Genomic DNA, 25,493 nt, shown 5'->3' with positions numbered 1-25,493 from the left:
CTGCTGGCCCATGTGAAGGCCGAGCGCGCCGCCGGCCGGCTCACGCTCACGCCGCCGGCGCCGACGCCGCTCGAATGGCGGCTGCGCAATGCGCTGCACCTGGTCGGCATTCCGCTGGCGGGCCTGCTGCTGCTGCCGCTGGCGATCGTGCTGGCTCCCTTCGCCATCGCGATCCTGCGGCGGCAGGAGGAGCGCGATCCGGAGTTCCATCCGCGCCCCGGCGCGGCCGAGGTGCTGGCGATGCAGCGGCTGGAGGACCATGACGTGTCCAACAGCTTCACGGCGCTCGGGGCCGTCAAGCCCGGCTGGTTCCGGCGGGCGCTGGTGCCTTTGGTGCTACTGGCCATCGACTATGCCTGCCGCCATGTCTTCGGCAAGGGGCATCTGGCGCGCATCCAGACCATCCATTTCGCGCGCTGGGTGTTCATGGACGACCGCCAGCGCGTGCTGTTCTGCAGCAACTACGACGGCAGCCACGAAAGCTACATGGACGACTTCATCAACAAGGCGGCCTGGGGCCTGAACCTGGTGTTTTCCAACGGCTTCGGCTGGCCGCGCACGCGCTGGCTCATCAAAGGCGGCGCGCGTCACGAGATGCGCTTCAAGCACTACCAGCGCCGGCACCAGCTGCCCACGCAGGTCTGGTACAAGGCCTATCCCGGCCTGACGCTGAGCGACCTCGAGCGCAACCGCCGCATCCGCGAAGGCGTGGAGGCGGGCGAGATGACCGAGCAGCAGGCCCTGGCCTGGCTGAGGCTGCTATGAGCGCGCACACGCCCCGCGCCGTCGAGGAAGACGACATCCAGGGCCTGGTGCGCTTCGGCTATCGCAAGCTGACGCAGGCGAGCTTTCTCCTGCTGCGTGTGCGCAATGCGGCGAGTGCACGCCAGTGGCTGGCCAACTGCCCGGTGGCGAGCGCGCAAGAGCGGTCGCCGCCGCCGCGCCAGGTGCTGCACGTGGCGATGAGCTGCCCTGGGCTGCGTGCGCTCGGCCTGCGGGAGGACGTCATCCAGGGCTTCTCGCGCGAATTCCTGGCAGGCATGAGCAGCGACGAAAGCCGCTCCCGGCGCCTCGGCGACCTGGGCACCAACGCGCCGGAGCAATGGCACTGGGGCGGCCGGCCCGATGCGGTGCCGCACGTGCTGCTGATGCTCTACGCCTGGCCGGGCGACCTCGCGGCCTGGCAGCAGCAGGTGCTGGACGGATGCGCATCAGGCTTCGAGCTGATGGCCTGCCTGGACACCTCCGACATGGACGGCGTGGAGCCCTTCGGCTTTGTGGACGGCATCTCCCAGCCCAGCCTCGACTGGCAGCGCCGGCGGCCGGTGCGCGACGAAGAGGTGCTGGACTATTCCAACCTGTCGTGCCTGGGCGAATACCTGCTGGGCTACCCGAACGAGTACGGCGAGTACACCGACAGGCCCTTGCTGCGCGCCGAGCTCGACCCGCAGGCCATGCTGCCGCGCGCCGAAGAAAGCCCCGAGCTGGCCGACCTGGGCCGCAACGGCAGCTACTTGGTGCTGCGCCAGTTGCGCCAGGACGTGGGCGGCTTCTGGCGATTCGTGGATGCCGCTGCCGGCGGCGACCCGGTGCGGCGGGAACTGCTGGCCAGCGCCATGGTCGGGCGCAGCCGCGACGGCCTGCCGCTGGTGGAGTCCACGGGCACGCCCATCGAGGGCGAGCGCGACCCGATCAACAGCTTCACTTATGAAGACGATCCGCGCGGCGCGCGCTGTCCCATCGGTGCGCACATCCGGCGCAGCAATCCGCGCAACGCCGATCTGCCGCCGGGTGGGTGGGGGCCGATCTCACGGCTCATCCGCACCCTGGGCTTCGATGCGCAGGCCCTGGCGCTGGATCATGTGTCGTCCACGCGCTTTCACCGGCTGCTTCGGCGCGGGCGCGAATACGGCGAGGGCCTGTCGATCGAGCAGGCCCTGGCCGGCGAGTCGGGCAGCGGGCAGGGCACCGGCCTGCACTTCATCTGCCTGGGGGCCAGCATCGCCCGACAGTTCGAGTTCGTGCAGGGCGCCTGGATTGCGGGAACGCATTTCGGCGGCCTGCACGGCGAGAGCGACCCGCTGCTGGGAAACCGCCTGGCGGGTTCCGATGGGGCGCCGGCCGATGGCTTCTCGATACCTGCCGATAGCGGCTGCGACTTGCGCCTGGCCGGCCTGCCGCAGTTCGTGCGGGTGGTGGGCGGCGCCTATTTCTTCCTGCCCGGGCTGCGCGCCCTGCGTTTCATTTCGAAGGAGCCGTGACCATCATGAGCAGCGACCCGACCGTGACCGTGGACACCCGTTCCAACACCAGCCGCCCGGTGCCGCGCGCCAACACCGGCTCGGGGCTGATGGACTTCATCAGCGACACCGGCCTGATGCTGCTGGGGCTGGAGCGGCGCATCGACCCCTGGCTGCGGCCGGCCTTCGATGCGCTGCTGCGCGACAGGATGGCCGAATGGGTCACGGCGCTGATCAACAAGCAGCGCAGGAACGAGGGGCTGATGATTGCCGAGGAGCGGCTGCTGGAGAACGAGGAAGCCTGGACCGACTCGATCGTGGCCAGCTTCACGCAGCAGATGCGCGACTTGTGGAAGCCCGGCGGCTACGAGCGCGGCGGCAACACCAAGACGCAGGGCATCGTGCGCGGCGAGTTCATCGTGCACGACGGCATTCCGGAGCACATGCGCCGCGGCATCTACGCCAGGCCGCAGACCTTCCGGTGCTGGGTGCGCTTCTCGGGGCCGGGGCCCTACATCACGCCGGACATCGACGACGTGGGCTTCATGAGCATCAGCATCAAGCTGATGGGCGTGCCGGGCCCCAAACTGATCGACGAGGAGCAGCACACGCTGGACATGTTCGGCGTGTCGACGCCGACCTTCGTGACGCCGGACGCCAAGGCCAATTCGGAACTGCAGAAGTGGAGCGTGAAGAACGCGCAGATCTTCTACTTCCTGAATTTCCGCGAATCGCATGTGCTGGACCTGATCATGCAGTCGCTGTTCATCAAGACGCAGAGCAGCCCGTTCGAGGCGCCGTATTTCAGCTGCGTGCCCTACCTGATGGGGGAGGGCCAGGCGATGCAGTATTCGGTGTGGCCGACCTCCAGGCGCCGCACGCCGGTGCCGCGCCTGCCGCTGCGCCCGCCGGACGACTACCTGCGCCAGGCGATGGTGGAGACCTTGTCCGAGGGCGACGTGGAGCTGCAGGTGCGGGTGCAGATGCAGACGGACTCGTTCCTGATGCCGATCGAGAACGCGGGGGTGCTGTGGCCGGAGAAGCTGTCGCCGCGCGTGCCGGTGGCGACCTTGCGCATTCCCAGGCAGAAGTTCGATTCGCCGGCGCAGATGGAGTTTGCCAAGCGGCTGTCGTACAACCCCTGGCACACCATTGCGGAGCACCGGCCTCTCGGGAACCAGAGCCGGGCGCGCAAGAGGATGTATTACGAGCTGTCTCAGATACGGCATCGGATGAATGGGGTGCCGCACTATGAGCCTCATGGGGATGAGGTGTTTGACTGAGGCTTGGAGGTGGGTGGGAGGCAAAGGCCTGTGTGCCACTGGGCGCCGGCGCTTCACTTGGGCGGTCGGCTTCGCCGACTGCATTGCGCTGCTCATCGCCCAAGAGGCGCGCCAGCGCCCAGTGGCACACAGGCCTTTGCCGGGACAGGTCGCTGGATTCCCTGCCTGAAACCGCACGCCGTCTCCTGGCATGGCGCGGCAGGCGGCACTGGACGGGGCGATTTCCGGGGCGATGAGGAGCGGAGGTTTCGGGGGCTGCGCGCAAGGGCACCTTGCGCGCTTCGACTTCTGACTCATCGCGGCTGTTTGAACGGAGCTGCGCAGCAGCGCAGTGAGTTCCGCGATGCAGCCCCCGAAGCCGAGCACCGCAGTGGAGTCGATGCCGCAGGCATCGACCGCCACGGTATGAGCCCCGGCCAGTGCCGCCTGCCGCGCCATGCCCCCCACCAACCCCGGCAAAGCAAATCAGACCAACCGACGAATCGCCTTCTTGCTCCAAACCATCCGGTAATACAGCGACTGCAGCACAAGCATCGCCCCGAACGCAACCGGATACGAGATCCACACCCCGTTCAGCCCGATCTGGTGGCTCATCACCCAGGCCGTGGGCAGCTCGATCAGCAAGATGCAGAAGATCGAGATCGCCGTCGGCACAAGAACCGACCCGCTCGCCCGCATGATTCCCGACAGCGCCGAGGCCATGCCGAAGATCACGCAGCTCCACAGCATGATGTGCAGCAGCGTCTGCGCCACCTCGATCACCGGCTCGCTGGTGATGAACAGGCTCATCAACTGGCGCGACGCCACATAGCCCAGCAGCACCAGCGCGCCCGTCAGCACCACGTTCATCTGCAGCGCGGTGCGCGTGATCGCGCCCAGCCGGTCCACACGCCCGGCACCGATGGCCTGGGCGCCCAGGATCGACGCCGTGATCGCAATCGAGATGGCCGGAAACTGCACATAAGCCACCACCTGGTTCACCGCGCCGTACGCCGCCGTCGCTTCGGAACCATAGGCGTTGACGAAGGACAGCAGCGCCAGTTCGGCCGTGGCCACCACGATCATCTGCACGCCGGTGGGCACGCCCACCTTGAGCACGCCCTTGAGCAGGCGCGGATTGATGCGCAGGTGCCGCGCGAAGTCCGCATCCGGCGCCAGCGGGCTCTTCATGCGCCGCAGCTGAAAGGCCAGCCATGTCGTCGCCGCGATGAAGCCCACCACCGTCGCCCAGGCGCCGGCCGTCACGCCCACCTGGGGCAGGCCGAACCAGCCGCGGATCAGCGCCGGCGTCACCACCAGGCCGAGCGCGGTGGAAATCATGAGCGTGTACAGCGGCGTGACCGTGTCGCCCACGCCACGCAGCATCGCCGTGGACAAGAGGAAGATGAACAGCCCCGGCATCGCGATCAGGATGATGCGCGCATAGCGTGTGGCATCCGGCAGGATGTCGGGCGGCGTGCCCAGCAGCCGCAGCATGGGCTCGGTGAAGGAGCCGCCGAAGATCGCCACCGTCAAGCCGAACAGCACGCCCACGGTGAGCGTGGTGCCGGCCACGGCACGCGCTTTCTCGGGCTCGCGCGCGCCCCAGGCCTGGCCGATGAGCACCGAGGCGCCGGCCCCCAGGCCGATGGTGAAGGCGATGAAGAAGAACATCACCGGAAAGAAGCTCGACACCGCGGCCAGCGCATCCACGCCGATCATCTGGCCGATGTAGATGTTGTTGATGGTGCCGGACATCGACTGCAGGATGTTCGACAGCAGCATGGGCGCCAGGAAGACCAGGAAGGTCTTCCACAAGGGCCGCGTCTCGGTGCTGCCCATGGGGTGGTGGCGGCGCTGCGGCGCTTCAGAGGCGGATGGCGAAGGCGCAGCAGAGGCCGCCGGCGCGGATTCGGCGCCGGTGGCCGGAGGGGTTGAACTCATGATGAAGAAGAAACGTTGTTCCAGGCGGTGGCCGACAACTGCAGTAAATAGTCGCGCAGGTCTTGCGGCCAGGGGTCGATGAGCAGGTTGAACTGCGTGCCGTCGCCGGCAAAGAGGGCGCGTGTCGCTTCCTCGAAGCCGGGGAGGTTGCCTGCCATTTCGGTCATGCAGCGGTAGGTGGCTTCGCGCGCGGCGCGCAGCGCATCGCGCTCGCGGTGCACGTGCCGGGCTTCGTCCACCAGGCGCCGCAAGGCCACCGACGCACCGCCGGGCTGGCGGTTGAGCCAGTCCCAATGGCGCGGCAGCAGCGTGACCTCGCGGGCGACCACGCCCAGCCGCGGCCGGCCGACGCTGCGTTGGGCCGGCGCGGCGGGCGCGGCAGCGGTTGCAGCTGCTTGCGGGCGCAGGTCCAGGTCCAGCCGCGTGCCCGTGGCGTCGTCAAACACGCGTACGAGGACGTCGGGCGGAAGGCTGCTGCTGCGAAGCTGTGCAAGCACGGCTTGCGCAGGTCCGCTGGCAATGCGCTCGAAGCCCGCGAACGCACTCAGGCGTTCGGGCAGCGGTTCGGCGGCAGGGGCAGAGGGCGAAGGTGCGGCGATGGCAGGCGACAGGGCTTCTGATGGCATGGCTTCCTCCAGAAAGTGTTGTGTATTCTACCCGGACTAAATATTTTGTGAAGCTTCTTTTTTCAAGAAGCGCAACAAAAGCCGAACAGGCCACATCTTCCTGCTTGCAGCGGCGAAGAAAGCTTCTGTTTACCTGGGGAAAACCGCCTGTGGCCCTATGGCACACTCAGCCGCTTTGTTAGTTGAAACGCGCCGCGCCCGCCGGGCCAGGTGCAGGGCTCCCGATCAGACATGCAGAAAATCCTTCGCCAGATCGCCAACGAAATCAAGGTTGGCGAACACCAGGTGAAAGCGGCCGTCGACCTGCTCGATGGCGGCGCCACAGTTCCTTTTATCGCGCGCTATCGCAAGGAAGCCACCGACGGGCTGGACGACGCCCAGTTGCGTGAGCTTGAGGTGCGCCTGGCTTACCTGCGCGAGCTCGAAGACCGCCGCGCCGCGGTGCTCAAGAGCATCGACGAGCAGGGCAAGCTGACGCCAGAGCTGATCGCCGCCATCGCGGGTGCACCGACCAAGCAGGAACTGGAAGACCTCTACCTGCCGTTCAAACAGAAGCGCCGCACCAAGGGCCAGATCGCGCGCGAGTTCGGCATCGAGCCGCTGGCCGACAAGCTGTTGGCCGACCCGACGCTGGACCCGGCGGTGGAGGCCAAAGCCTTTTTGCAGCCGGCCACCACGCTCGACGATGGCAAGCCGGGCCCCGACTTTTCTACCGTTGCCGCCGTGCTCGACGGCGTGCGCGACATCCTCTCGGAGCGCTGGGCCGAAGACGCGGCGCTGGTGCAATCCTTGCGCGAATGGCTCTGGAACGAGGGCCTGTTTAAGTCGACGCTGGCCACCGGCAAGGACGAGAACAACGCCGAGGTTGCCAAGTTCCGCGACTACTTCGACTATGACGAGCCCATCGGCCGCGTGCCCTCGCACCGCGCGCTGGCCGTGTTCCGCGGCCGCCAGCTCGAGATCCTGGACGCCAAGCTGGTGCTGCCGGTCGAGCCCGAGCCGGGCAAGCCCAGCATCGCCGAAGGCAAGATCGCCTTGCACCTGGGCTGGAGCCATGCGGGCCGTCCGGCCGACGACCTGATCCGCAAGTGCGTGGCCTGGACCTGGCGCGTGAAGCTGAGCCTGTCGAGCGAGCGCGACCTGTTCACCCGCCTGCGCGAAGAGGCGGAGAAGGTCGCCATCAAGGTCTTCGCCGACAACCTGCGCGACCTGCTGCTGGCCGCCCCGGCCGGCCCGCGCGTGGTGATGGGCCTGGACCCGGGCATCCGCACCGGCGTGAAGGTGGCCGTGGTCGATGCCACCGGCAAGCTGGTCGACACCGCCACCGTGTTCCCGCACGAGCCCCGCAAGGACTGGGAAGGCTCCCTGCACACCCTGGGCAAGCTGTGCGCCAAGCACAGCGTGAACCTGATTGCCATCGGCAACGGCACCGCCAGCCGCGAGACCGACAAGCTGGCGGCCGACCTCATCAAGCTGCTGGCCAAGATGGCCGCGCAGGCCGGTGTGGAAGCCACGCCGGTCGAGAAGGTGGTGGTGAGCGAGGCGGGCGCCTCGGTCTATTCGGCCAGCGAATTCGCCAGCCAGGAAATGCCCGACGTGGACGTGAGCCTGCGCGGCGCCGCCAGCATTGCGCGCCGCCTGCAGGACCCGCTCGCGGAGCTGGTGAAGATCGACCCCAAGAGCATCGGCGTTGGCCAGTACCAGCACGACGTCAACCAGAGCGAGCTGGCCCGCACCCTGGGCGCCGTGGTGGAAGACTGCGTGAACTCGGTGGGCGTGGACCTGAACACGGCCAGCGTGCCGCTGCTGTCGCGCGTGTCGGGCCTGTCGGCCAGCGTGGCCAAGGCAGTGGTGCGCTGGCGCGAGGCCAACGGCGCCTTCTCCACCCGCAAGCAGCTGCTCGATGTGACCGGCTTCGGCCCCAAGGCCTTCGAGCAGAGCGCGGGCTTCCTGCGCATCCGCGGCGGCGCCGATCCGTTGGACATCACGGGCGTGCACCCCGAGACCTATCCGGTGGTCGAGCAGATCATCGTCAAGACCGGCAAGCCCATTGCCGAGCTGATGGGCCGGGCCGACATGCTCAAGACGCTCAAGCCCGAGCTGTTCGCCAACGACAAGTTCGGCGTGATCACCGTCAAGGACATCCTGGGCGAGCTGGAAAAGCCCGGCCGCGACCCGCGTCCCGACTTCAAGGTGGCGCGCTTCAATGACGGCGTGGAAGACATCGCCGACTTGAAGGAAGGCATGGTGCTCGAAGGCACGGTGAGCAACGTGGCCCAGTTCGGCGCCTTCGTGGACCTGGGCGTGCACCAGGACGGCCTGGTGCATGTGAGCCAGCTGAGCCACAAGTTCGTCAACGATGCGCGCGAGGTGGTGAAGACCGGCGACATCGTCAAGGTGAAGGTGCTGGAGGTGGACGTGGCGCGCAAGCGCATCAGCCTCACGATGAAGCTGGATGCCGCCCCAAGCCGTCGCGACGGCCCGCGCGACAACCGCTTCGAAGGCGCAGGCCGCGGCTACCAGCAGCGCCGCGACAACACGCCGCAGCCCTCGGGCCAGATGGCCAACGCCTTCGCCAAGTTGCAGGGGCTGCGCAAGTAGGGCGGGGCAGCGCTCGGCTGTGAGCACACCGATGAAAGCCCTGCGCATCCATGCCGGCCCGCTCGCGCTGGAGCACATCCGGCGCGAAGGGCTCAAGCCGCAGGACGTGCGCGTGGTGCCGGGCGCGGCCGGCGGGCCCAAGGGGCTGATCCTGGGGCCCATCGACCGATTCATGTTCGGCGAGTGGCTCACGCAGTCGAGCCAGCCGGTGCACCTGGTGGGCGCGTCGATCGGCGCATGGCGGCTCGCCAACGCATGTCTGGGCAACTCGGTGCAGGCGTTCCGCGACTTCGAGCACGGCTACGTCAATCAGCAGTTCGAGGTGCCGGCCGGCCAGAAGCGCCTGACGGCCCGGCAGGTGAGCGCGCAGTTCGGCGACGGCTTGCGGCAGTTCTACGGCGGGCGCACGGCCGAGGTGCTGGGCCATCCGCGCTACAGCCTGCACGTGATCACCGCGCGCGGCCGCCACATCCTCGGGCGCGAAGGCAAGGCCCGCACGCCCTTCGGCTACTTGGGCGCCTTCATGGCCAACAGCGTGCGGCGCAAGAGCCTCGGTGCGTGGCTGGAACGCGTGGTGTTCTCCACGCCGGGGGCGGCGCTGCCCTTCGGCACGCAGGATTTCCGCTCGCGGCAGGTGGACCTGACGCAGGCCAATTTCGAGGCGGCGCTGCAGGCCTCGTGCTCCATTCCCTTCATGCTCGAAGCGGTGCACGACATTCCCGGCGCGCCGCCCGGCGCCTACTGGGACGGCGGCATCACCGACTACCACCTGCACCTGCACTACAACAACGACAGCGGCGTGGTGCTGTACCCGCATTTCCAGCGCGCGGTGGTGCCGGGCTGGCTCGACAAGGGCCTGAAGTGGCGCCATGCGCCCACGTCTTTTCTCGACCGCATGGTGGTGCTGGCCCCGAATCCCGAATGGGTGGCCACGCTGCCCAATGGCAAGCTGCCGGACCGCACCGACTTCACCCGCTACGGCCAGGACGGCGCGGCCCGCTCGAAGGTGTGGGCCAGGGCGGCGGCCGAGTCGCAGCGGCTGGCCGACGAGTTTGCGCAGTGGGTGAGCAAATCCGAAGCAAGCGAAGTGCTGCCCCTCTGAAGCCTTGACAACCTGCGACAGCACGACGAGATTCCTCGCATCATGACCTTCATCCGCATCATCGGCATCATCCTCATCGTGGCGGGCATCGCCGGCATCGGCACCGGCGGCTTCAGCTTCACCAAGGAAACGCACCAGGCCAAGATCGGCCCGATCGAGCTGTCGGTGAAGGAAAAGCAGGACGTGGTCTTTCCCACCTGGGCCAGCGTGGCCGTGATCGTGGTGGGCGGCGCGCTGCTGGTGTTCGGCGGCAAGAAGCGCTGACGAAGGGCTGAAGCAGCCCCGTTGCAACTCTAGGCGACGAAGTCCTGCTCGCGCAGTTCGATGGGCTTGCCGTGCGGCGTTCTGTGCGCTGCGCTGTGCCAGGCATCGCGGTAGCGCGCCAGTTCCAGTTCATTGCTCGCGCCCTTTCGGGCGACGATTTTTTCCAGCGTGGCCAGCCAGTGGTGATAGTAGGTGTCGCCCAGGTCGGCATCACCCGCCGCCTGCGCCGCGGCAATCTGCTCGGCCAGGGCCTGCGCCCACTCGGGCCAGGTGAAGAGGCCCTGGGCATGCAGCGACACGGCCATGGCGAAGGCATGGGCCTGCCAGGGCTCGTCGAACACGGGCTCGCCGTCGCCCTGCGGCATGCCGGCCAAAAGGTCCATGGGGACTGCGGTCGCTGTCATTCGCTGGCGGGCTCCAGGTAGCTTTCCCATGCGTCGATGGAAACGGTGAGGCCGGGCTGCGCATCAGCGCCCCACAGCGCCTGGCCCTCGAAGCGCACCGTGTAGAGCCATTGCGGCGCCTCGCCAATGAATTGCGCATTGGCATCGGCAAAGACGTGCGCGCCGTTCACCCGTTCGATCTGGCCGACTTTTCCCTGTGCATAGCCGGGCAGGCGGGTGTGGTGATCCACATGGGTCGCTCGGGTGCGCACCCGGTCGCCGACGGCAAAGCGGGCGGGCGCGGGGGCAGGGCGCTCGGTGGGCGAGCCCTTGGCCAGCACCTGCGGCGCGTCGGCAGCCTTCAGCACGCGCTTCACCGGGGCCGGCGCATGCAGCATGCGGCCCGCGTCGATTTCATCGGGCAGCAGCTGGCCGCGCTCGGCCATCATCTTTTCCATGGCGGCCAGCCAGACCTGGTAGTAGCTTAGCTGCGCGTAGTCGGGCAGGGTCTCGCGGGCACTGCGGCTGGCGTCGATGTTCCAGCTGCCGGTGGCGCCCATGGCCAGCGTCAGCGCCAGGGCGCGGGGCTCCCAGGCGGCATGGAAAAGGTCGCCCTCGGCTTCGGGAACGATGGTGCCGGGCATGTTGCGGCCGCCCAGGTCGGCGTGGCTGATGTAGCTCATGCATGGCTCCCCGGTTGCCGCGCCAGGCCGGTGCCGATCATCGAGTCGCGCGTCACCAGCTCGGCCAGTGCTTCCTCGCTCCAGCCCTCGGTGCCTTCGGGTCGGCGCGGAATGACCAGGTAGCGCAATTCGGCCGTCGAATCCCAGACGCGGATGGCGGTGGAGGCGGGCAGCTGCACGCCGAACTCGGCCAGCACGCCGCGCGGGTCGCGCACGGCGCGCGAGCGGTAGGGCGCGCTCTTGTACCAGGTGGGCGGCAGGCCCAGCACCGGCCAGGGGTAGCAGCTGCACAGGGTGCACACGACCATGTGGTGCTGGTCCTCGTCATTGAAGACCGCCACCATGTGCTCGCCCTGGCGGCCGGTAAAACCCAGCGAGGCAATGGCGGCCGATGCGTCCTGCGCGAGCCAATCGGCAAAGGCCGGGTCGCTCCAAGCGCGGGCCACCACGCGGGCGCCGTTGCGCGGGCCGATCTTCGTCTGGTAGGTGTCGATCAGCACGTCGAGCGCGGCCGGATCGATGTAGCCCTTTTGCGTGAGCACGGTTTCCAGCGCGCGGACGCGAAGGTCCATGGGGCCGATGTCGCTGTGGTCATGATCGTGGTCATGGCCATGCGGGTGAGGGTGGTGGTGGTCGTCGTGCTCGTGCGCCATGCTGCGATCCTAGGCGCGGGGGCAAACCCTGTGCAAGCCCCGGGCCTGTGCTTTCAGAATGGCTTGCATTGCCACTCACGCATCGCCAGGCCATGCGCCATTCACGCATCTCCCGTCGCCAGTTCAATCTTTCGGTCGCTGCGGGCGCGGCCAGCATCTGCGCGCCGGCGCTGGGACAGGGCAGCTGGCCGTCCAAGCCGGTGCGCATCGTCGTGCCCTACACGCCCGGCGGCTTCACCGACCAGATGGCGCGGCTGGTGCAGCCTGGCCTGCAGGCGCGCCTGGGCCAGCCGGTGGTGATCGACAACAAGCCCGGCGCCAACAGCCTGATCGGCGTGGACGCGGTGGCCAAGTCGCCGCCGGATGGCAGCACCTTCGGCGTTGTGATCGCAGCCTACGCGGCCAATACGACCCTGTACCCCAAGCTGCCCTACGACCCGGCCAAGGACCTGATGGGCGTGTCGCTGATGGGTGTGTCGCCGCTGCTCGCGGCGGTCAACAACGAGGCGCCCTTTAAGACCGCCACCGAGCTCATCGACTATGCGCGGGCCCATCCGGGCAAGGTGAGCTTCGGTTCGTCGGGCAACGGCTCGGCCGCGCACCTGACCACCGAACTCTGGAAGGCGCAGACGCGCACCTTCATGGTCCACGTGCCGTACCGCGGCGCCGTGCCGGCGCTCACGGACCTGCTGGGCGGGCAGATCCAGCTCTTCTTCGATGCGCCCACGGGCCTCATCAACCAGGGCAAGGCGGGCAAGGTGCGCCTGATCGGCGTGGCCGGCGACCGGCGCCTGCCGGTGCTGCCGCAGGTGCCCACCTTCATCGAGCAGGGCTTCGCCAATTTCACCGGCAGCACCTGGGCGGGCATGCTCGCGCCGGCAGGCACGCCCGCGGAGATCGTGCAGCGCATGTCGGAAGAGGTGGCGCGCATCATCCGCAGCGACGAGACGCGCGCCAGGCTCGACGCCATGGGCACCTTCGGCGCAGGCAGCACGCCCAAAGAGTTCGACGCCTTCATTGCCGCGGAAACGCGCAAGTGGGGCGACGTGATCCGCACCGCCGGGGTGAAGCTGGACTGACCAGCCTGTCCGCGGATGAAGTCATGGCGCGCGGCGTGCCGGGCGTGGTGTCGCCAACGGGAACGCCACCGAACTGAATTTCCTGCAACATCGACCGACCACCAAGAAGGAAGGAAGACGCCCTTGAAAACCCGCATCACCGAACTCTTCGGCATCCGCCACCCGATCATCCAGGGCGGCATGCACTATGTCGGCTTTGCCGAACTGGCAGCGGCCGTCTCCAATGCCGGCGGCCTGGGGATCATCACCGGCCTGACGCAGAAGACGCCCGAACTGCTGGCCCGCGAGATCGCCCGCTGCCGCGAGATGACCGACAAGCCCTTCGGCGTGAACCTCACTTTCCTGCCGACCTTCTCGGCGCCGCCGTATCCCGAGTACATCGCCGCCATCGTCGAAGGCGGCATCAAGGCGGTGGAAACCGCAGGCCGCAGCCCCGAGGCCTACATGCCGGCGCTCAAGGCCGCGGGCATCAAGGTGATCCACAAGTGCACCTCGGTGCGCCATGCCCTGAAGGCCGAGCGCATCGGCTGCGACGCGGTGAGCGTGGACGGCTTCGAATGCGGCGGCCACCCCGGCGAGGACGATGTGCCCAACATGATCCTGCTGCCGCGCGCCGCCGAAGAACTCAAGATTCCCTTCGTTGCCTCGGGCGGCATGGCCGATGGCCGCAGCCTGGTGGCTGCGCTCGCGCTGGGCGCGGACGGCATGAACATGGGGACGCGCTTCATTGCCACCAAAGAGGCGCCAGTGCACGAGAACGTCAAGCAGGCGATCGTCAATGCATCGGAACTCGATACGCGCCTCATCATGCGTTCGCTGCGCAACACCGAGCGCGTCATCAACAACGCCGGCGTCGAGCGGCTGCTGGAGATCGAGCGCGAAAAGGGCGACGCGCTGAAGATCGAAGACATCATCGACCAGGTCGCCGGCATCTACCCGAAGGTGATGACCGAAGGCCACATGGACGCCGGCGCCTGGAGCTGCGGCATGGTGGCCGGCTTGATCAACGACGTGCCCAGCTGCGCCGAGCTGATCGACCGCATCATGGCGCAGGCACGCGAACTCATCGCGCAGCGCCTGTCGGGCATGCTGGCCGACTGAAGCGGCCCCGGCCCTCGCGCCCTTACATCGACGCTTCGAGCATCGCGCGATAGTCCTCGCGCGAGGCCAGCCGCGGGTTGGTCTTGTGGCAGTGGTCGGCCATGGCGCCGTCGATGATGCCCTCGAACATGCCGGGCGCAACGCCCATCTCGGCCAGGCCCTTGGGCAGGCCCAGGCGCGCGTTCATGTCGCGAATGGCCGGGCCCAGGTCGGCGGCGCTGTCCAGGTGCATGGCCTGGGCCATGCGCTGCAGGCGCTGGTCCTTGCGCACGGATTCGGCCTCGCCGTTGAAGGCGATGACGGCCGGCAGGAACATGGCGTTGAGCGTGCCGTGGTGCAGGCGCGGGTCGATGCCGCCCAGGCTGTGGCTGAGCGAATGCACGCAGCCCAGGCCCTTCTGGAAGGCCATGGCGCCCTGCATCGAGGCGCTCATCAGATTCAGCCGCGCCTCGCGGTCGCTGCCGTCCCGGGTGGCGCGCTCGATGTGGCCCCAGGCGCGCTCCAGGCCGTCCAGCGCGATGCCGTCGGCCGGCGGGTTGAAGGCGGCCGACATGAAGGTCTCCATGCAGTGCGCGATGGCGTCCATGCCGGTGGCAGCCGTCAGGCGCGGCGGCAGGCCGAGCGTGAGTTCCGGGTCGCAGATGGCGGCCTTGGGCATGATGTTCCAGCTGTGGAAGCCCAGCTTGCGGTGGTCGTCGACGATGACGATGGCGCCGCGCGCCACCTCGCTGCCGGTGCCGGCCGTGGTGGGCACGGCGATGAGCGGCGCCGCCCGCTCGGTGATCTTGGGCGAGCCGCCTTCGATGGTGGCGTAGGTCTTCAGCGGCCCCTCGTGCGTGGCGGCAATGGCCACGCCCTTGGCGCAGTCGATGGCCGAGCCGCCGCCCACGGCCACCAGGCCGTCGCAGCGCTGGCTGCGGTACACCTCCACGGCGGCGCGCACCGCGGCCTCGGTGGGGTTGGAGGGCGTCTGGTCGAACACCGCCACCTCCAGGTCGGCCAGCGCGTCCAGCGCTTTTTGCAGCACGCCGGCCGCGCGCACGCCGGCATCGGTGACGATGAGCGGGCGGTTGATGCCGACGCGGGCGCATTCGCTGCTGAGCAGGCGAATGGCACCGAACTCGAACTGGACTTGGGTCAGGTATTGGATGAGCGCCATGGTGGGGTCTTCGTCGGGGAGGCTACGATTGGAAGCCGCCCAATCTAGCAAATCCGAATGCGGCGGCGCATGAACAAAACCCTTGACCCTGCGCACCGAGGTCGCCAGGGGGACAGCCGCAACCGCCCCGCACATCAATCATTCCCCGCCAGTGAAAGCCCCATCCCTCAATCCGAAGATGGCCGGCGTGGTCGAGCGCATGGAGCGCGCCGGCCATCCGCCCCTGTACACGCTCAGCCCGCAAGAGGCGCGCGCGTCCTACGAAAAAGCCGCCGGCGTGCTCGAAGTGCCGCGTCCGCCGCTGGCACGGGTGGAAGACCACGAGGTGGCCGCGCGCGATGGCGCCCGGCTGCCCATTCGCCTCTATGCGCCGTCGAACGAGCGCCTGCCGGTGCTGCTGTACTTCCATGGCGGCGGCTTCACCATCGGCAGCATTGCCACGCACGACACGCTGTGCCGGGTGCTCGCCCACAAGTCCGGCTGCGCCGTGGTGTCGCTGGACTACCGGCTGGCACCGGAGCATCGCTTTCCCACCGCGCACAACGATGCGTGGGATGCCTTCGGCTTCGTGGCCCGGCAGGGCGCGGAGTTCGGCCTCGACGCGTCGCGCATGGCCGTGGGCGGCGACAGCGCCGGCGGCACGCTGGCCGCGGCCTGCGCCATCCAGGCGCGCGACCAGGGCCTGCCGCTGGCCTTGCAGATGCTCTTCTATCCCGGCACCACCGCCCACCAGGACACCGATTCGCACCGCCTGCTGGCCGATGCGCCGCTGCTGCAGGCGCCGCTGATCGACTTCTTCTTCGGCCAGTACATTCCCGAGCACGCCCAGCGCGACGACTGGCGCTTCGCTCCCTTGCTGGCCGACGACGTGGAAGGCGTGGCCCCCGCCTGGATCGGCCTGGCCGAGGTCGATCCGCTGGTGGACGAGGGCATTGCCTATGCCGACAAGCTGCGCGCTGCCGGCGTGCCGGTGGACCTGGAGATCTACCGCGGCGTGACCCACGAGTTCATCAAGATGGGCCGCGCCGTTCCCGAAGCCCTGCAGGCGCACGCCGACGCGGCGCGCGCACTGAATGAAGCCCTGACACCATGAAAACCTTCGAACCCAACGCCCCCCGCCAGCGTTCCGACTTCCGCTTCTTCCACCGCCTGCGGGTGCGCTGGGCCGAGGTGGACATGCAGAAGATCGTCTTCAACGCCCACTACCTGATGTACTTCGACACGGCCGTGGCCGACTACTGGCGCGAGCTCGCCTTGCCCTACGAGGAGTCGATGCACGCGCTGGAAGGCGACCTGTACGTGCGCAAGGCCACGGTGGACTTCCACGCCTCGGGCCGGGTGGACGACGTGCTGGACGTGGCCATGCGCTGCGCGCGCATCGGCAACTCGTCCATCCTGTTCGAGGGCGCGCTGTTCCGCGGGGACCAGTTCCTGGTGGGCTGCGACCTGGTCTACGTCTTTGCCGACCCGGCCACCCAGACCTCGCGCCCGGTGCCGCCGGCCCTGCGCGAGACGCTGGCGGCCTACGAGGCGGGCGAGGCCATGTGCACGCTGCAGGCCGGCAGCTGGGACGAGCTGGGCGAGGGCGCATCGGCCCTGCGCCGCCAGGTCTTCATCGAGGAGCAGTCCATTCCCGCCGAGCTCGAATGGGACGAGGCGGATGCCACCGCCGTGCACGGCGTGGCCCGCAACCGGCTGGGGCAGGTGGTGGCCACCGGGCGCCTGCTGCGCGATGCGGCGCACCCCGGCACCGCACGCATCGGCCGCGTGGCGGTCCATCGCGTGCTGCGCGGCGAGGGCTGGGGCGAGCGCGTGATGCGCCTGCTCGAAGACGCCGCCCGGGCGCGCGGCGACAGCGAGGTGCGCCTGCATGCGCAGCGCAGCGCCGAACGCTTCTACGACCGCCTGGGCTACGCGCCCTGCGGCGAGCCCTTCGTGGAGGCCGGCATCCCGCACGTGGAAATGCGCCGCTCGCTCAGGGACTGAACGGCAGCCACGCTTTGGTGTCCGGCTCGACGCCTGCGGGCCCGCACGACAGAATGCGGCGGGCGCCCGGCAACCGCCGGGCTCCTTCGTTCAACCCAATGTAGGGAGCATTCGAATGTTGTTGCAGACGATCCAACGCAGCTGGTGGGTTCTGGCGATCTATGGCGTGATCTCCATCCTGTTCGGCATCGGTGCCGTGGTGTGGCCGCTGACCACCGCGCTGGCCCTGGCCTGGGCCTTCGGGGTGATGGCGCTGGCCGAAGGCGTGACCAGCGCGATTGCCCTGTTCGACAAGAACTCCCCCATTCCCAAGGGCTGGCTGGCCCTGTACGCGCTGGCCTCGATCGCGTTCGGCATCGTGGCCGTCATCTTCCCGGGGGCCGTGGCGGGCGTGCTGCTGCTGTTCCTGGCCGCGTGGCTGGTGGTGGGCGGCATCTATCGCATCGTGTTCGCGGTGCGGGTGCGCAAGCAGATCGAGGGCGAGTGGTGGATCGGCCTGAGCGGGCTGCTGTCCATCGTGCTGGGGGTGCTGTTCTTCGCCTACCCGGCCGCCGGCCTGGTGTCCGTCACGGTGTGGATCGGCGCCTTCGTGCTGCTCTACGGCGTGTTCCAGCTCATGGCCGCGCTGCGCGTGCGCAAGCTGGGCGCCGCGCTGCCGCCCAGGTAGGCTGCCGCGCAGGTTTCACAATCGAGGGCTCGACCCGATCGCCCGAAACCTCTCATGAACCTGCGCACCAAGATCGTCGCCCTGGCCGTCGCGCCGCTGCTGGTGGCGCTGGTGCTCGTGGCCCTGGCGGTGCGCCACCAGGAGCGCGAGCTGGCCCGGCGCGAGCAGACCCTGTTCGAGGAAGCTGCCATGGCGCAGCACCGCAACGAGCTGCGCAGCTACGTCGAGCTGGCCATGAGCACCGTGCGGCCGCTCTATGACGCCGGGCTGGACGACGAAGCCACGCGCGCCGAGGCGCTGCGCCGCCTGTCCGCGCTGGACTACGGCGACAACGGCTACTTCTTCGTCTACGACCTGCAGGGGCGCGCCCTCATGCATTCGCGCCAGGCCGAACTGGTCGGGCAGAACCTGTGGGAACTGCGCGACGAGCAGGGCCGCTTCACCATCCAGGACCTGATCGGCCAGGCCAAGGCCGGCGGCGGGTACGTGGAATACCAGTGGCAAAAGCCCTCCAGTGCGCAGACCGCGCCCAAGCTCGGCTACGTGATCGCGCTGCCGCGCTGGAACTGGATGGTCGGCACGGGCCTGTACCTGGACGACATCCACGGCGTGATGCGGACGCTGGACCGGCAGATGAACTCCAATGTGGCGACCACCATGCTGTGGATTGCCGGCATTGCGGCGCTCGGCATCGGCGTGGTGAGCGCCGGCGGCCTCGCGCTCAACCTCAGCGAGCACCGCGTGGCCGAAGCCAAGCTGCGGCTGCTGGCCCGCCAGGTGGTGCAGTCGCAGGAGGACGAGCGCGGGCACCTCGCGCGCGAACTGCACGACGGCACCAGCCAGACGCTGGTGTCGGCCAAGCTGCTGATCGAGTCGGCGGTCGATGCGCTGCAGCGCGCCCGGCAGCCTGCGCCGCCCACCCTGGGCAAGGCCCTGGAGCGGCTCAACCAGTCGCTGGCCGAGGTGCGGCGCATCTCGCACCGGCTGCGGCCGGCCCTGCTCGACACGCTGGGCCTGCCGGCGGCACTGGAGCGCCTGGGCGCCGAATTCGGGGAAGAGGGCGGGGCGGCCGTGGCCGTCACCGTGCAGGGCGATGCGCGCGAGCTGCCCGAAGACGTCAAGACCGCGCTGTTCCGCGTGACGCAGGAGGCGCTGACCAATGTGCGCAAGCATTCGAAGGCGGGGCAGGTGCGCGTGGAGCTGACCTTCGAGGAACGCAGCGTGCGGCTGGACATCGGCGACGACGGCGCGGGCTTCGACGTGGAGGCCACGCAGCTCGATCCGCAGCGCGGCATCGGCCTGCGCAACATGCGTGAGCGCATCGCGGCTATCGGCGGGCGGCTGTCCATCCATTCGAGCGCGGGCCATGGCACCCGCATTGCCGCGGCCGTGCCGACGCCCGCGCTGGAGGCTGCATGACGAGTGCCGTGGTGCGCCTCTTCCTGGTCGACGACCATCCGCTGGTCCGCGACGGCCTGCGCGCGCGGCTGGATCCGCTGCCGGGCATCCAGATCGTCGGCGAGGCCGGCAGCGGCGCCGAAGCCCTGGCGGCCCTTCCGGCGCTGAAGCCGCACCTGGTGCTGGCCGACGTGGGCATGAAGGGCATGAACGGCATCGAACTGGCCGCCGCGCTGCATGCGCAGCACAGCGACGTGCGGGTGGTGATGCTCAGCATGTACGACAACCCCGAGTACGTGCAGCAGGCGCTGCAGGCCGGCGCGCGCGGCTATGTGCTCAAGGACGCGCCGGCCGAGGAGATCGTCGCCGCCATCGAAGCGGTGGCGGCGGGCGGCACCTTCCTCAGCCCGGCAGTGTCGCAGCGCCTCTTTCGCAACCAGGCGCCGCGTCCGCTGCTCACGCCGCGCGAAGGCGAGATCCTGTCGGCCCTGGGGCGCGGCGAGTCGAGCAAGCAGATCGCCCGCACCCTGGGCCTGAGCGTGCGGACCGTGGAGGCGCACCGCCAGAGCATCAAGCGCAGGCTGGGCATCGAAGGTCAGGCGGAGCTCATCAAGTACGCGGTGGAGCACGCGCGGCGCTTCGGCTCCGAGCAGTCCTAGGGTTATCCCTTAAGCATTCCCGCGTGGGCCACCCACGCGGTGAGACGGATGCCTTCGGCTGACCGGATCGCGACACTCCCCGGGGTTCGCGTCCCAAGGAGACATCCGCATGCACAACATCCGCCGCCACCTGGTGTGGCTTGTCGTGGCCGTCGTCGGCGCCTTCGCGCTGGGCACGGTGGCCCTGGCACGCGGCGAAGCCATCAGCGCCCTCTGGGTCGTGGCTGCCGCCGTCTGCACCTACCTGATCGCCTACCGCTACTACAGCCTGTTCATTGCCGAACGCGTGCTGGGGCTGGACGGCCAGCGCAAGACCCCGGCGCACCGCCACAACGACGGCCTGGACTATGTGCCGACCGACAAGAACGTGCTGTTCGGCCATCACTTCGCGGCCATCGCGGGCGCGGGCCCGCTGGTGGGGCCGGTGCTGGCGGCGCAGATGGGCTACCTGCCAGGTCTGCTGTGGATCCTGGCCGGCGTGGTGTTCGCCGGCGCTGTGCAGGACTTCATTGTGCTGTTCATCTCCACGCGGCGCGACGGGCGCTCGCTGGGCGATTTGATCAAGCAGGAGATGGGCGCGGTGCCGGGCATGATCGCGCTGTTCGGCACCTTCATGATCATGATCATCATCCTGGCGGTGCTGGCCCTGATCGTGGTGAAGGCGCTGGCCGAGTCGCCCTGGGGCACCTTCACGGTGGCCGCGACGATTCCGGTGGCGGTGTTCATGGGCGTGTACCTGCGCTACATCCGCCCCGGGCGCATCGGCGAGATCTCCGTCATCGGCTTCGTGCTGCTGATGCTGGCCATCTTCGGCGGCCAGGCCGTGGCGGCCAGCCCGACCTGGGGCCCGATGTTCACCTTCGACGGCAAGACGCTGACGTGGCTGCTGATCAGCTACGGCTTCATCGCCGCCAGCCTGCCGGTGTGGCTGCTGCTGGCACCGCGCGACTATCTCTCCACCTTCCTGAAGATCGGCACCATCGTCGCGCTGGCCATCGGCATCGTGTTCGTGGCCCCGCCGCTGCAGATGCCGGCGCTCACGCAATTCGCGCAGGGCAACGGGCCGGTGTGGTCGGGCAACCTGTTTCCCTTCCTGTTCATCACCATCGCCTGCGGCGCGGTGTCGGGCTTTCACGCGCTCATTTCCTCGGGTACCACGCCCAAGATGCTGGACAACGAGCGCCACGCGCGCTTCATCGGCTACGGCGGCATGCTGGCCGAATCCTTCGTGGCCGTGATGGCGCTGGTGGCGGCGTCCTGCATCGAGCCGGGGGTGTACTTCGCCATGAACAGCCCGGCCGCGCTGGTGGGCAGCACGCCGGACGCGGTGGCACACGCCATCTCCACCTGGGGCTTCGTGGTCACGCCCGAGATGCTGGTGCAAACCGCCAAGGACGTGGGCGAGAGCACCATCCTCGGCCGCGCGGGCGGCGCGCCCACGCTGGCCGTGGGCATGGCGCACATCCTGCACCAAGTGGTGGGCGGCCAGGCCATGATGGCTTTCTGGTACCACTTCGCCATCCTGTTCGAAGCGCTGTTCATCCTCACGGCCGTGGACGCCGGCACGCGCGCCGGCCGCTTCATGCTGCAGGACCTGCTGGGCAGCTTCGTGCCGGCGCTCAAGCGCACCGATTCCTTCGTCGCCAACCTGCTGGCCACCTTCCTGTGCGTGGCGGCCTGGGGCTACTTCCTGTACCAGGGCGTGGTCGATCCGCTGGGCGGCATCAACACGCTGTGGCCGCTGTTCGGCATCTCCAACCAGATGCTGGCCGCGGTGGCACTGATGCTGGGCGTGGTGGTGCTCTACCGCATGAAGCGCGAGCGCTACGCCTGGGTGGCCATCGCCCCGGCCATCTGGCTGCTGGTGTGCACGCTGACGGCGGGCTGGCAGAAGATCTTCTCGGCCGATCCGAAGGTGGGCTTCCTCTCGCATGCGGCCAAGTACGCCGATGCGCTGGAAAAGGGCGTGCTGCTCGCACCGGCCAAGACGCCCGAGGCCATGTCCCGCATCGTCTTCAACGACCGCCTCGATGCGGCGCTGTGCGGCCTGTTCATCTTCGTGGTGCTGAGCGTGCTGGTGTACACGGTGCGCAGCGTGATGGCGGCCAAGGCCTCGGCCAAGCCGACCGCGCGCGAGACGCCTTTCGAGCCGGCGGCCGCGGCATGAGCTTCGGCGCGTCCCTGCCCGAGGCCGGGCGCTACCTGACCCGCTCGCTGGCGCAGTCGCTGCGCCTGATGGTGGGCCTGCCGGACTACGACGCCTACCTGAGCCACATGGAGCGCACCCATCCGGACCAGACCCCGATGAGCTACGAGGCCTTCTTCCGGGAGCGGCAGGAGGCCCGCTACGGCAGCGGGCGCGGGCGCTGCTGCTGAATAGAAAAGCTCAGATGTCCTCGAGCAGCGCGTAGGGCAGGGGCTGCACCGTCAGCGCGGCACCATCGGGCCCGCCGGCATGCAAGGGCCCGGCCTGCAGCGCCGCGATCTGCATCGACACCAGCGCGCTCCACGAACCATCGGGCGCCCGGGCCGCCTGCACCACCGTGCCCACCGGCTGCTCGGCATCGCTCGCGGCAAACACTTCCTGGCCCGCGGCCACGGCCTGCTCGGCCTGCATCACGTAGGTGCGGCGCTTGAGGGTGCCGCGGAACTGGCTGCGCGCCACCACCTCCTGGCCGGGGTAGCAGCCCTTCTTGAAGTTGACGCCGCCGACGGACTCGTAGTTGAGCATCTGCGGCACGAAGGCATCGAGCACCGGCGTGGTGAGCGTGGCCACGCCGCTGCGCACCTCGCCCCATTGCCACAGGGCCGGATCGAGTTCGGGCCCGACCGGGGCGGGCGTGCCCACCGGGGCGATCCAGAGCGCACGTGCCACGCCGTCGGCCGGGTAGAGCGACACCACATGGGCCGCGCCCTTCACGCTGCGGCGCCATGGCGTGGCGGTGGCCTCGATGTCGTTGGCCGCCAGCGCATCGCCGGCCAGGCCGTACAGCACGAACTCGGCGCTGGCGTCGCGCAGCTTGGCCTTGGCGCGCAGCACGTACATCGACAGGCGCTTGAGCGTGGCGGCCAGGATGTCCTGGCTGCACACCAGCAGGATGGTCTCGGGCTCGGGCCGGATGCCGACAAAGCTGGCGATCATGCGGCCCTTGGCGGTGCACAGCGCGGCGAGCCGTGCCTGGGAGCCGTCCAGCAGCGAAAAGTCCTGCGTCAGCTGGCCGTGGAGAAAGCTGGCGGCGTCGGGGCCGACGGCCGCGATCACGCCGAGGTGGGGCAGGGCGCAGGTCCCGCCGGGAAGCACAGGGGCTGGTGTGGTCATTGCGTGAATTATCATGGGCCACTCCCTTTCCAGCCGGAGCGAAGGGCCTTGCGGCAACCGCGCCCCGGTTGCCCTCAGACTGCCTGCCGATTCGCTCACCCATCCCACAGACGTGCGCCGTTTCTTCCTCACCATCTTCTTCCTGGCTTCGTTCGTAGCCCTGGGCGCAGGCGCCTGGGGCCTGTGGTGGCTGCACCAGCCGCTGAAGATGAACGCCGCCAGCGTGGACCTGCCGGTGGAGCCCGGCACCACGCCGCGCGGCGTGGCGCAGCTGGTGGCCGACGCGGGCGTGGACGTGCCGCCGCCGCTTCTGTACTGGTGGTTCCGCCTATCGGGGCAAGACCGGCAGATTCGCGCCGGCAGCTACGAGATCGAGCGCGGCGTCACGCCCAAGACGCTCCTGAGCATCCTGGTGCGCGGCGAGGAAGCCACCCGCAGCCTGGTGCTGGTGGAAGGCTGGAACTTCCGGCAGGTGCGCGCCGCCCTGGCCAAGGCCGACCAGCTCAAGCCGGAAACCGTGGGCGAGTCCGACGAAGCGCTGATGGCAAAGCTGGGCCGCCCGGGGGTGGCGCCGGAAGGGCGCTTCTTCCCCGACACCTACACCTATTCCAAGGGCTCGACCGACGTGGCGCTGCTGCAGCGCGCCATGCGGGCCATGGACCGCCACCTGGACGCCGCCTGGTCCGCCCGGGCCCCCGATCTGCCGCTGAAAACGGCCGATGAGGCGCTGATTCTGGCGAGCATTGTCGAAAAGGAGACAGGCAAGCCCGCCGACCGGCCCGAAATCGCCGCCGTCTTCATCAACCGCCTGCGCATCGGCATGCCCCTGCAGACCGACCCGACCGTCATCTACGGCATGGGCCCCAGCTTCGACGGCAACCTGCGCAAGAAAGACCTGCAGACCGACACGCCCTGGAACACCTACCTGCGCGGCGGCCTGCCGCCCACGCCCATCGCCATGCCGGGCAAGGCGGCGCTGCTGGCGGCGGTGCAGCCGGCGCAGAGCAAGTCGCTGTACTTCGTGTCGCGCGGCGACGGCAGCAGCCATTTCTCCAGCTCGCTCGACGAGCACAACCGGGCGGTCAACCGCTACCAAAGGGGCATCAAGCAGTGAGTCGCGGCAGCTTCTTCCTGAGCCTGGAAGGCATCGACGGTGCCGGCAAATCCAGCCACCTCGACGCCATCGAGGCGCTGCTGCGCGCCCAGGGCCGCGTCGTCACCCGCACCCGCGAGCCGGGCGGCACGCCGCTGGCCGAGCAGCTGCGCGAGATGATCCTGAAGCAGCCGATGGACCCGCTCACCGAATCGCTGCTGGTGTTCGCCGCGCGGCGCGACCACATCGTGCAGGTGATCGAGCCGGCGCTGGCCCGCGGCGAGGTGGTGCTGTGCGACCGTTTTACCGACGCCACCTTCGCCTACCAGGGCGGCGGGCGCGGCTTCGACGCCCAGGTGCTGGCCACGCTGGAGCAGTGGGCCCAGGCGCGGCCCGAACAAGGCAAGCTGCTGCAGCCCGACCTCACCCTGTGGTTCGACCTGCCGCCCGAAGTGGCGGCGGCGCGCCTGGCCGATGCCCGCACGCCCGACAAGTTCGAGGCGCAGTCGGCCGATTTCTTCCGCCGCGTGGCATCGGGCTACGCCAAGCGCGCGGCGGCCGACCCGTCGCGCTTCGTGCTCATCGATGCCAACCGCACGCGCGAAGAGGTCTGGACGCAGGTGGCGCAAGCCCTGCAGAAGCGGGGCATCGGCGCATGACGACGGGCGTGGATTCATCGAGCTGGCTGGCGGCGCCGCTGCAAGACCTGTTGAAGCAGCGCGGCCACGCCTGGCTGCTGCAAGGCCCCTCGGGCCTGGGCCAGTACGAACTGGCGCTGGCCCTGGCATCGGCCTGGCTCTGCGAAAACCCCACGCCGCACGGCGCCTGCGGCCAGTGCCCGAGCTGCCACGCGATCGAGGTGCACACCCATGCCGACCTGTGCGTGCTGATGCCCGAAGTGGCCATGCTCGAGCTGGGCTGGCCGCTGGACGAGAAGACGCAGGCCGACCTGGACGACAAGAAGCGCAAGCCCAGCAAGGAGATCCGCGTGGAAGCCATGCGCGATGCCGTGGCCTTCGCCCAGCGCACCAACGCCCGCGGCCGCGGCAAGGTGGTGCTGGTGTACCCGGCCGAGCGCATGAACAACGTCACCGCCAACACGCTGCTCAAGACGCTGGAAGAACCGGTGGGCGACGTGCGCTTCGTGCTGGCCAGCGAGGCCGCCTGGCAGCTGCTGCCCACCATCCGCAGCCGCTGCCTGGGCTACACCATGCCCTGGCCAGAACCCGCCGAGGCGCAGGCCTGGCTGGTCGGGCAGGGCGTGCCGGCCCCCG

Annotated in this window: 24 protein-coding genes and 1 pseudogene; 18 read left to right on the top strand and 7 right to left on the bottom strand. The window is 68.9% G+C overall.

Annotated elements, in window-relative coordinates:
* The 3 genes and pseudogenes from VSO01S_RS27580 to VSO01S_RS19625 all read left to right on the top strand — a co-directional run.
* Positions 1 to 765, top strand: a pseudogene (locus VSO01S_RS27580) (hypothetical protein); the annotation flags it as partial.
* Positions 762 to 2,261, top strand: a complete 1,500-nt coding sequence (locus tag VSO01S_RS19630) for a Dyp-type peroxidase (protein WP_068644493.1) — start codon at positions 762 to 764, stop codon at positions 2,259 to 2,261. The pseudogene VSO01S_RS27580 and the gene VSO01S_RS19630, both read left to right, overlap by 4 nt.
* 5 nt (positions 2,262 to 2,266) lie before the next feature.
* A complete protein-coding gene (locus VSO01S_RS19625) occupies positions 2,267 to 3,523 on the top strand; it encodes a catalase family protein (protein ID WP_218002366.1) in 1,257 nt (418 codons plus the stop codon).
* A gap of 465 nt (positions 3,524 to 3,988) precedes the next feature.
* Here VSO01S_RS19625 and VSO01S_RS19620 read toward each other — a convergent pair whose 3' ends face one another.
* Together VSO01S_RS19620 and VSO01S_RS19615 are read right to left on the bottom strand one after the other, a co-directional pair.
* Complete coding sequence (locus VSO01S_RS19620; protein ID WP_068644492.1) at positions 3,989 to 5,344, bottom strand: MATE family efflux transporter; 1,356 nt, start codon at positions 5,342 to 5,344, stop codon at positions 3,989 to 3,991.
* Positions 5,345 to 5,442: 98 nt separating this feature from the next.
* Complete coding sequence (locus VSO01S_RS19615; protein ID WP_068644491.1) at positions 5,443 to 6,072, bottom strand: DUF2239 family protein; 630 nt, start codon at positions 6,070 to 6,072, stop codon at positions 5,443 to 5,445.
* A 231-nt stretch (positions 6,073 to 6,303) separates the two neighbouring features.
* On the opposite strand from VSO01S_RS19615, the gene VSO01S_RS19610 reads away from it, so the two are divergent.
* Genes VSO01S_RS19610 through VSO01S_RS19600 form a run of 3 tightly spaced genes read left to right on the top strand, consistent with a single transcriptional unit; the run spans position 6,304 to position 10,039 of the window.
* Positions 6,304 to 8,673, top strand: coding sequence for a Tex family protein (locus VSO01S_RS19610; protein ID WP_068644490.1), 2,370 nt, complete (start codon positions 6,304 to 6,306; stop codon positions 8,671 to 8,673).
* A 31-nt stretch (positions 8,674 to 8,704) separates the two neighbouring features.
* Positions 8,705 to 9,775, top strand: a complete 1,071-nt coding sequence (locus VSO01S_RS19605) for a patatin-like phospholipase domain-containing protein (RefSeq protein ID WP_068644489.1) — start codon at positions 8,705 to 8,707, stop codon at positions 9,773 to 9,775.
* A gap of 42 nt (positions 9,776 to 9,817) precedes the next feature.
* Positions 9,818 to 10,039, top strand: a complete 222-nt coding sequence (locus tag VSO01S_RS19600; RefSeq protein WP_068644488.1) for a hypothetical protein — start codon at positions 9,818 to 9,820, stop codon at positions 10,037 to 10,039.
* 29 nt (positions 10,040 to 10,068) lie between these two features.
* Here the strand turns inward: VSO01S_RS19600 and VSO01S_RS19595 are convergent, their stop codons facing one another.
* Genes VSO01S_RS19595 through nthA form a run of 3 tightly spaced genes read right to left on the bottom strand, consistent with a single transcriptional unit; the run spans position 10,069 to position 11,758 of the window.
* The gene (locus VSO01S_RS19595) at positions 10,069 to 10,422 is read right to left on the bottom strand and encodes a nitrile hydratase accessory protein (protein WP_245684264.1); all 354 of its coding nucleotides are present in this window, start codon (positions 10,420 to 10,422) and stop codon (positions 10,069 to 10,071) included.
* 17 nt (positions 10,423 to 10,439) lie between these two features.
* The gene (nthB, locus tag VSO01S_RS19590) at positions 10,440 to 11,105 is read right to left on the bottom strand and encodes a nitrile hydratase subunit beta (RefSeq protein ID WP_068644486.1); all 666 of its coding nucleotides are present in this window, start codon (positions 11,103 to 11,105) and stop codon (positions 10,440 to 10,442) included.
* Complete coding sequence (gene nthA, locus VSO01S_RS19585) at positions 11,102 to 11,758, bottom strand: nitrile hydratase subunit alpha (RefSeq protein ID WP_068644485.1); 657 nt, start codon at positions 11,756 to 11,758, stop codon at positions 11,102 to 11,104. Before nthA ends, nthB begins: the two co-directional genes overlap by 4 nt.
* A gap of 92 nt (positions 11,759 to 11,850) precedes the next feature.
* Here nthA and VSO01S_RS19580 point away from each other — a divergent pair, with 92 nt between their 5' ends.
* Together VSO01S_RS19580 and VSO01S_RS19575 are read left to right on the top strand one after the other, a co-directional pair.
* Positions 11,851 to 12,837 carry a Bug family tripartite tricarboxylate transporter substrate binding protein gene (locus tag VSO01S_RS19580; protein WP_068644484.1) on the top strand — a complete coding sequence of 329 codons (987 nt, stop codon included), beginning with the start codon at positions 11,851 to 11,853 and terminating at the stop codon, positions 12,835 to 12,837.
* A 123-nt stretch (positions 12,838 to 12,960) separates the two neighbouring features.
* Positions 12,961 to 13,938, top strand: coding sequence for an NAD(P)H-dependent flavin oxidoreductase (locus VSO01S_RS19575; RefSeq protein ID WP_068644483.1), 978 nt, complete (start codon positions 12,961 to 12,963; stop codon positions 13,936 to 13,938).
* Positions 13,939 to 13,960: 22 nt separating this feature from the next.
* Here VSO01S_RS19575 and gbd read toward each other — a convergent pair whose 3' ends face one another.
* Positions 13,961 to 15,097, bottom strand: coding sequence for a 4-hydroxybutyrate dehydrogenase (gene gbd / locus VSO01S_RS19570; RefSeq protein WP_068644482.1), 1,137 nt, complete (start codon positions 15,095 to 15,097; stop codon positions 13,961 to 13,963).
* Positions 15,098 to 15,275: 178 nt separating this feature from the next.
* Here gbd and VSO01S_RS19565 point away from each other — a divergent pair, with 178 nt between their 5' ends.
* The 7 genes from VSO01S_RS19565 to VSO01S_RS19535 all read left to right on the top strand — a co-directional run bounded on the left by VSO01S_RS19565 (position 15,276) and on the right by VSO01S_RS19535 (position 22,183).
* Positions 15,276 to 16,190, top strand: a complete 915-nt coding sequence (locus VSO01S_RS19565; RefSeq protein WP_084241981.1) for an alpha/beta hydrolase — start codon at positions 15,276 to 15,278, stop codon at positions 16,188 to 16,190.
* The gene (locus VSO01S_RS19560; RefSeq protein ID WP_068644481.1) at positions 16,187 to 17,083 is read left to right on the top strand and encodes a YbgC/FadM family acyl-CoA thioesterase; all 897 of its coding nucleotides are present in this window, start codon (positions 16,187 to 16,189) and stop codon (positions 17,081 to 17,083) included. Before VSO01S_RS19565 ends, VSO01S_RS19560 begins: the two co-directional genes overlap by 4 nt.
* Before the next feature lie 115 nt (positions 17,084 to 17,198).
* Positions 17,199 to 17,750, top strand: a complete 552-nt coding sequence (locus tag VSO01S_RS19555; protein WP_068644480.1) for an HdeD family acid-resistance protein — start codon at positions 17,199 to 17,201, stop codon at positions 17,748 to 17,750.
* Between the two features lie 54 nt (positions 17,751 to 17,804).
* Complete coding sequence (locus tag VSO01S_RS19550; protein ID WP_068644479.1) at positions 17,805 to 19,169, top strand: cache domain-containing protein; 1,365 nt, start codon at positions 17,805 to 17,807, stop codon at positions 19,167 to 19,169.
* Positions 19,166 to 19,807: a response regulator gene (locus tag VSO01S_RS19545; RefSeq protein WP_068644478.1), complete on the top strand. Its 642-nt coding sequence runs from the start codon at positions 19,166 to 19,168 to the stop codon at positions 19,805 to 19,807. Before VSO01S_RS19550 ends, VSO01S_RS19545 begins: the two co-directional genes overlap by 4 nt.
* Before the next feature lie 109 nt (positions 19,808 to 19,916).
* Complete coding sequence (locus VSO01S_RS19540) at positions 19,917 to 21,974, top strand: carbon starvation CstA family protein (protein WP_068644477.1); 2,058 nt, start codon at positions 19,917 to 19,919, stop codon at positions 21,972 to 21,974.
* Positions 21,971 to 22,183 (top strand): YbdD/YjiX family protein, encoded by a 213-nt coding sequence (locus tag VSO01S_RS19535; RefSeq protein ID WP_068644476.1) that lies wholly within the window; start codon positions 21,971 to 21,973, stop codon positions 22,181 to 22,183. The genes VSO01S_RS19540 and VSO01S_RS19535 overlap by 4 nt, the downstream gene beginning before the upstream one ends.
* Before the next feature lie 10 nt (positions 22,184 to 22,193).
* Here VSO01S_RS19535 and ygfZ read toward each other — a convergent pair whose 3' ends face one another.
* The gene (ygfZ, locus tag VSO01S_RS19530; protein ID WP_068644475.1) at positions 22,194 to 23,126 is read right to left on the bottom strand and encodes a CAF17-like 4Fe-4S cluster assembly/insertion protein YgfZ; all 933 of its coding nucleotides are present in this window, start codon (positions 23,124 to 23,126) and stop codon (positions 22,194 to 22,196) included.
* 112 nt (positions 23,127 to 23,238) lie between these two features.
* Here ygfZ and mltG point away from each other — a divergent pair, with 112 nt between their 5' ends.
* The 3 genes from mltG to VSO01S_RS19515 form a co-directional block, all read left to right on the top strand.
* On the top strand, positions 23,239 to 24,240 hold the full coding sequence (gene mltG / locus VSO01S_RS19525) for an endolytic transglycosylase MltG (RefSeq protein ID WP_068644474.1): 1,002 nt from the start codon (positions 23,239 to 23,241) through the stop codon (positions 24,238 to 24,240).
* The gene (gene tmk, locus VSO01S_RS19520; RefSeq protein WP_068644473.1) at positions 24,237 to 24,878 is read left to right on the top strand and encodes a dTMP kinase; all 642 of its coding nucleotides are present in this window, start codon (positions 24,237 to 24,239) and stop codon (positions 24,876 to 24,878) included. Before mltG ends, tmk begins: the two co-directional genes overlap by 4 nt.
* Positions 24,875 to 25,493, top strand: a 619-nt coding sequence (locus VSO01S_RS19515; RefSeq protein WP_506016904.1) for a DNA polymerase III delta subunit-related protein, incomplete at its 3' end; no start/stop codon positions are given. The genes tmk and VSO01S_RS19515, both read left to right, overlap by 4 nt.

This window comes from Variovorax soli NBRC 106424, from assembly GCF_001591385.1.
Classification (GTDB): domain Bacteria; phylum Pseudomonadota; class Gammaproteobacteria; order Burkholderiales; family Burkholderiaceae_C; genus Variovorax; species Variovorax soli.
Note: the sequence above shows the minus strand (reverse complement) of the source record. Positions and strands in the feature narration are given on the sequence as shown.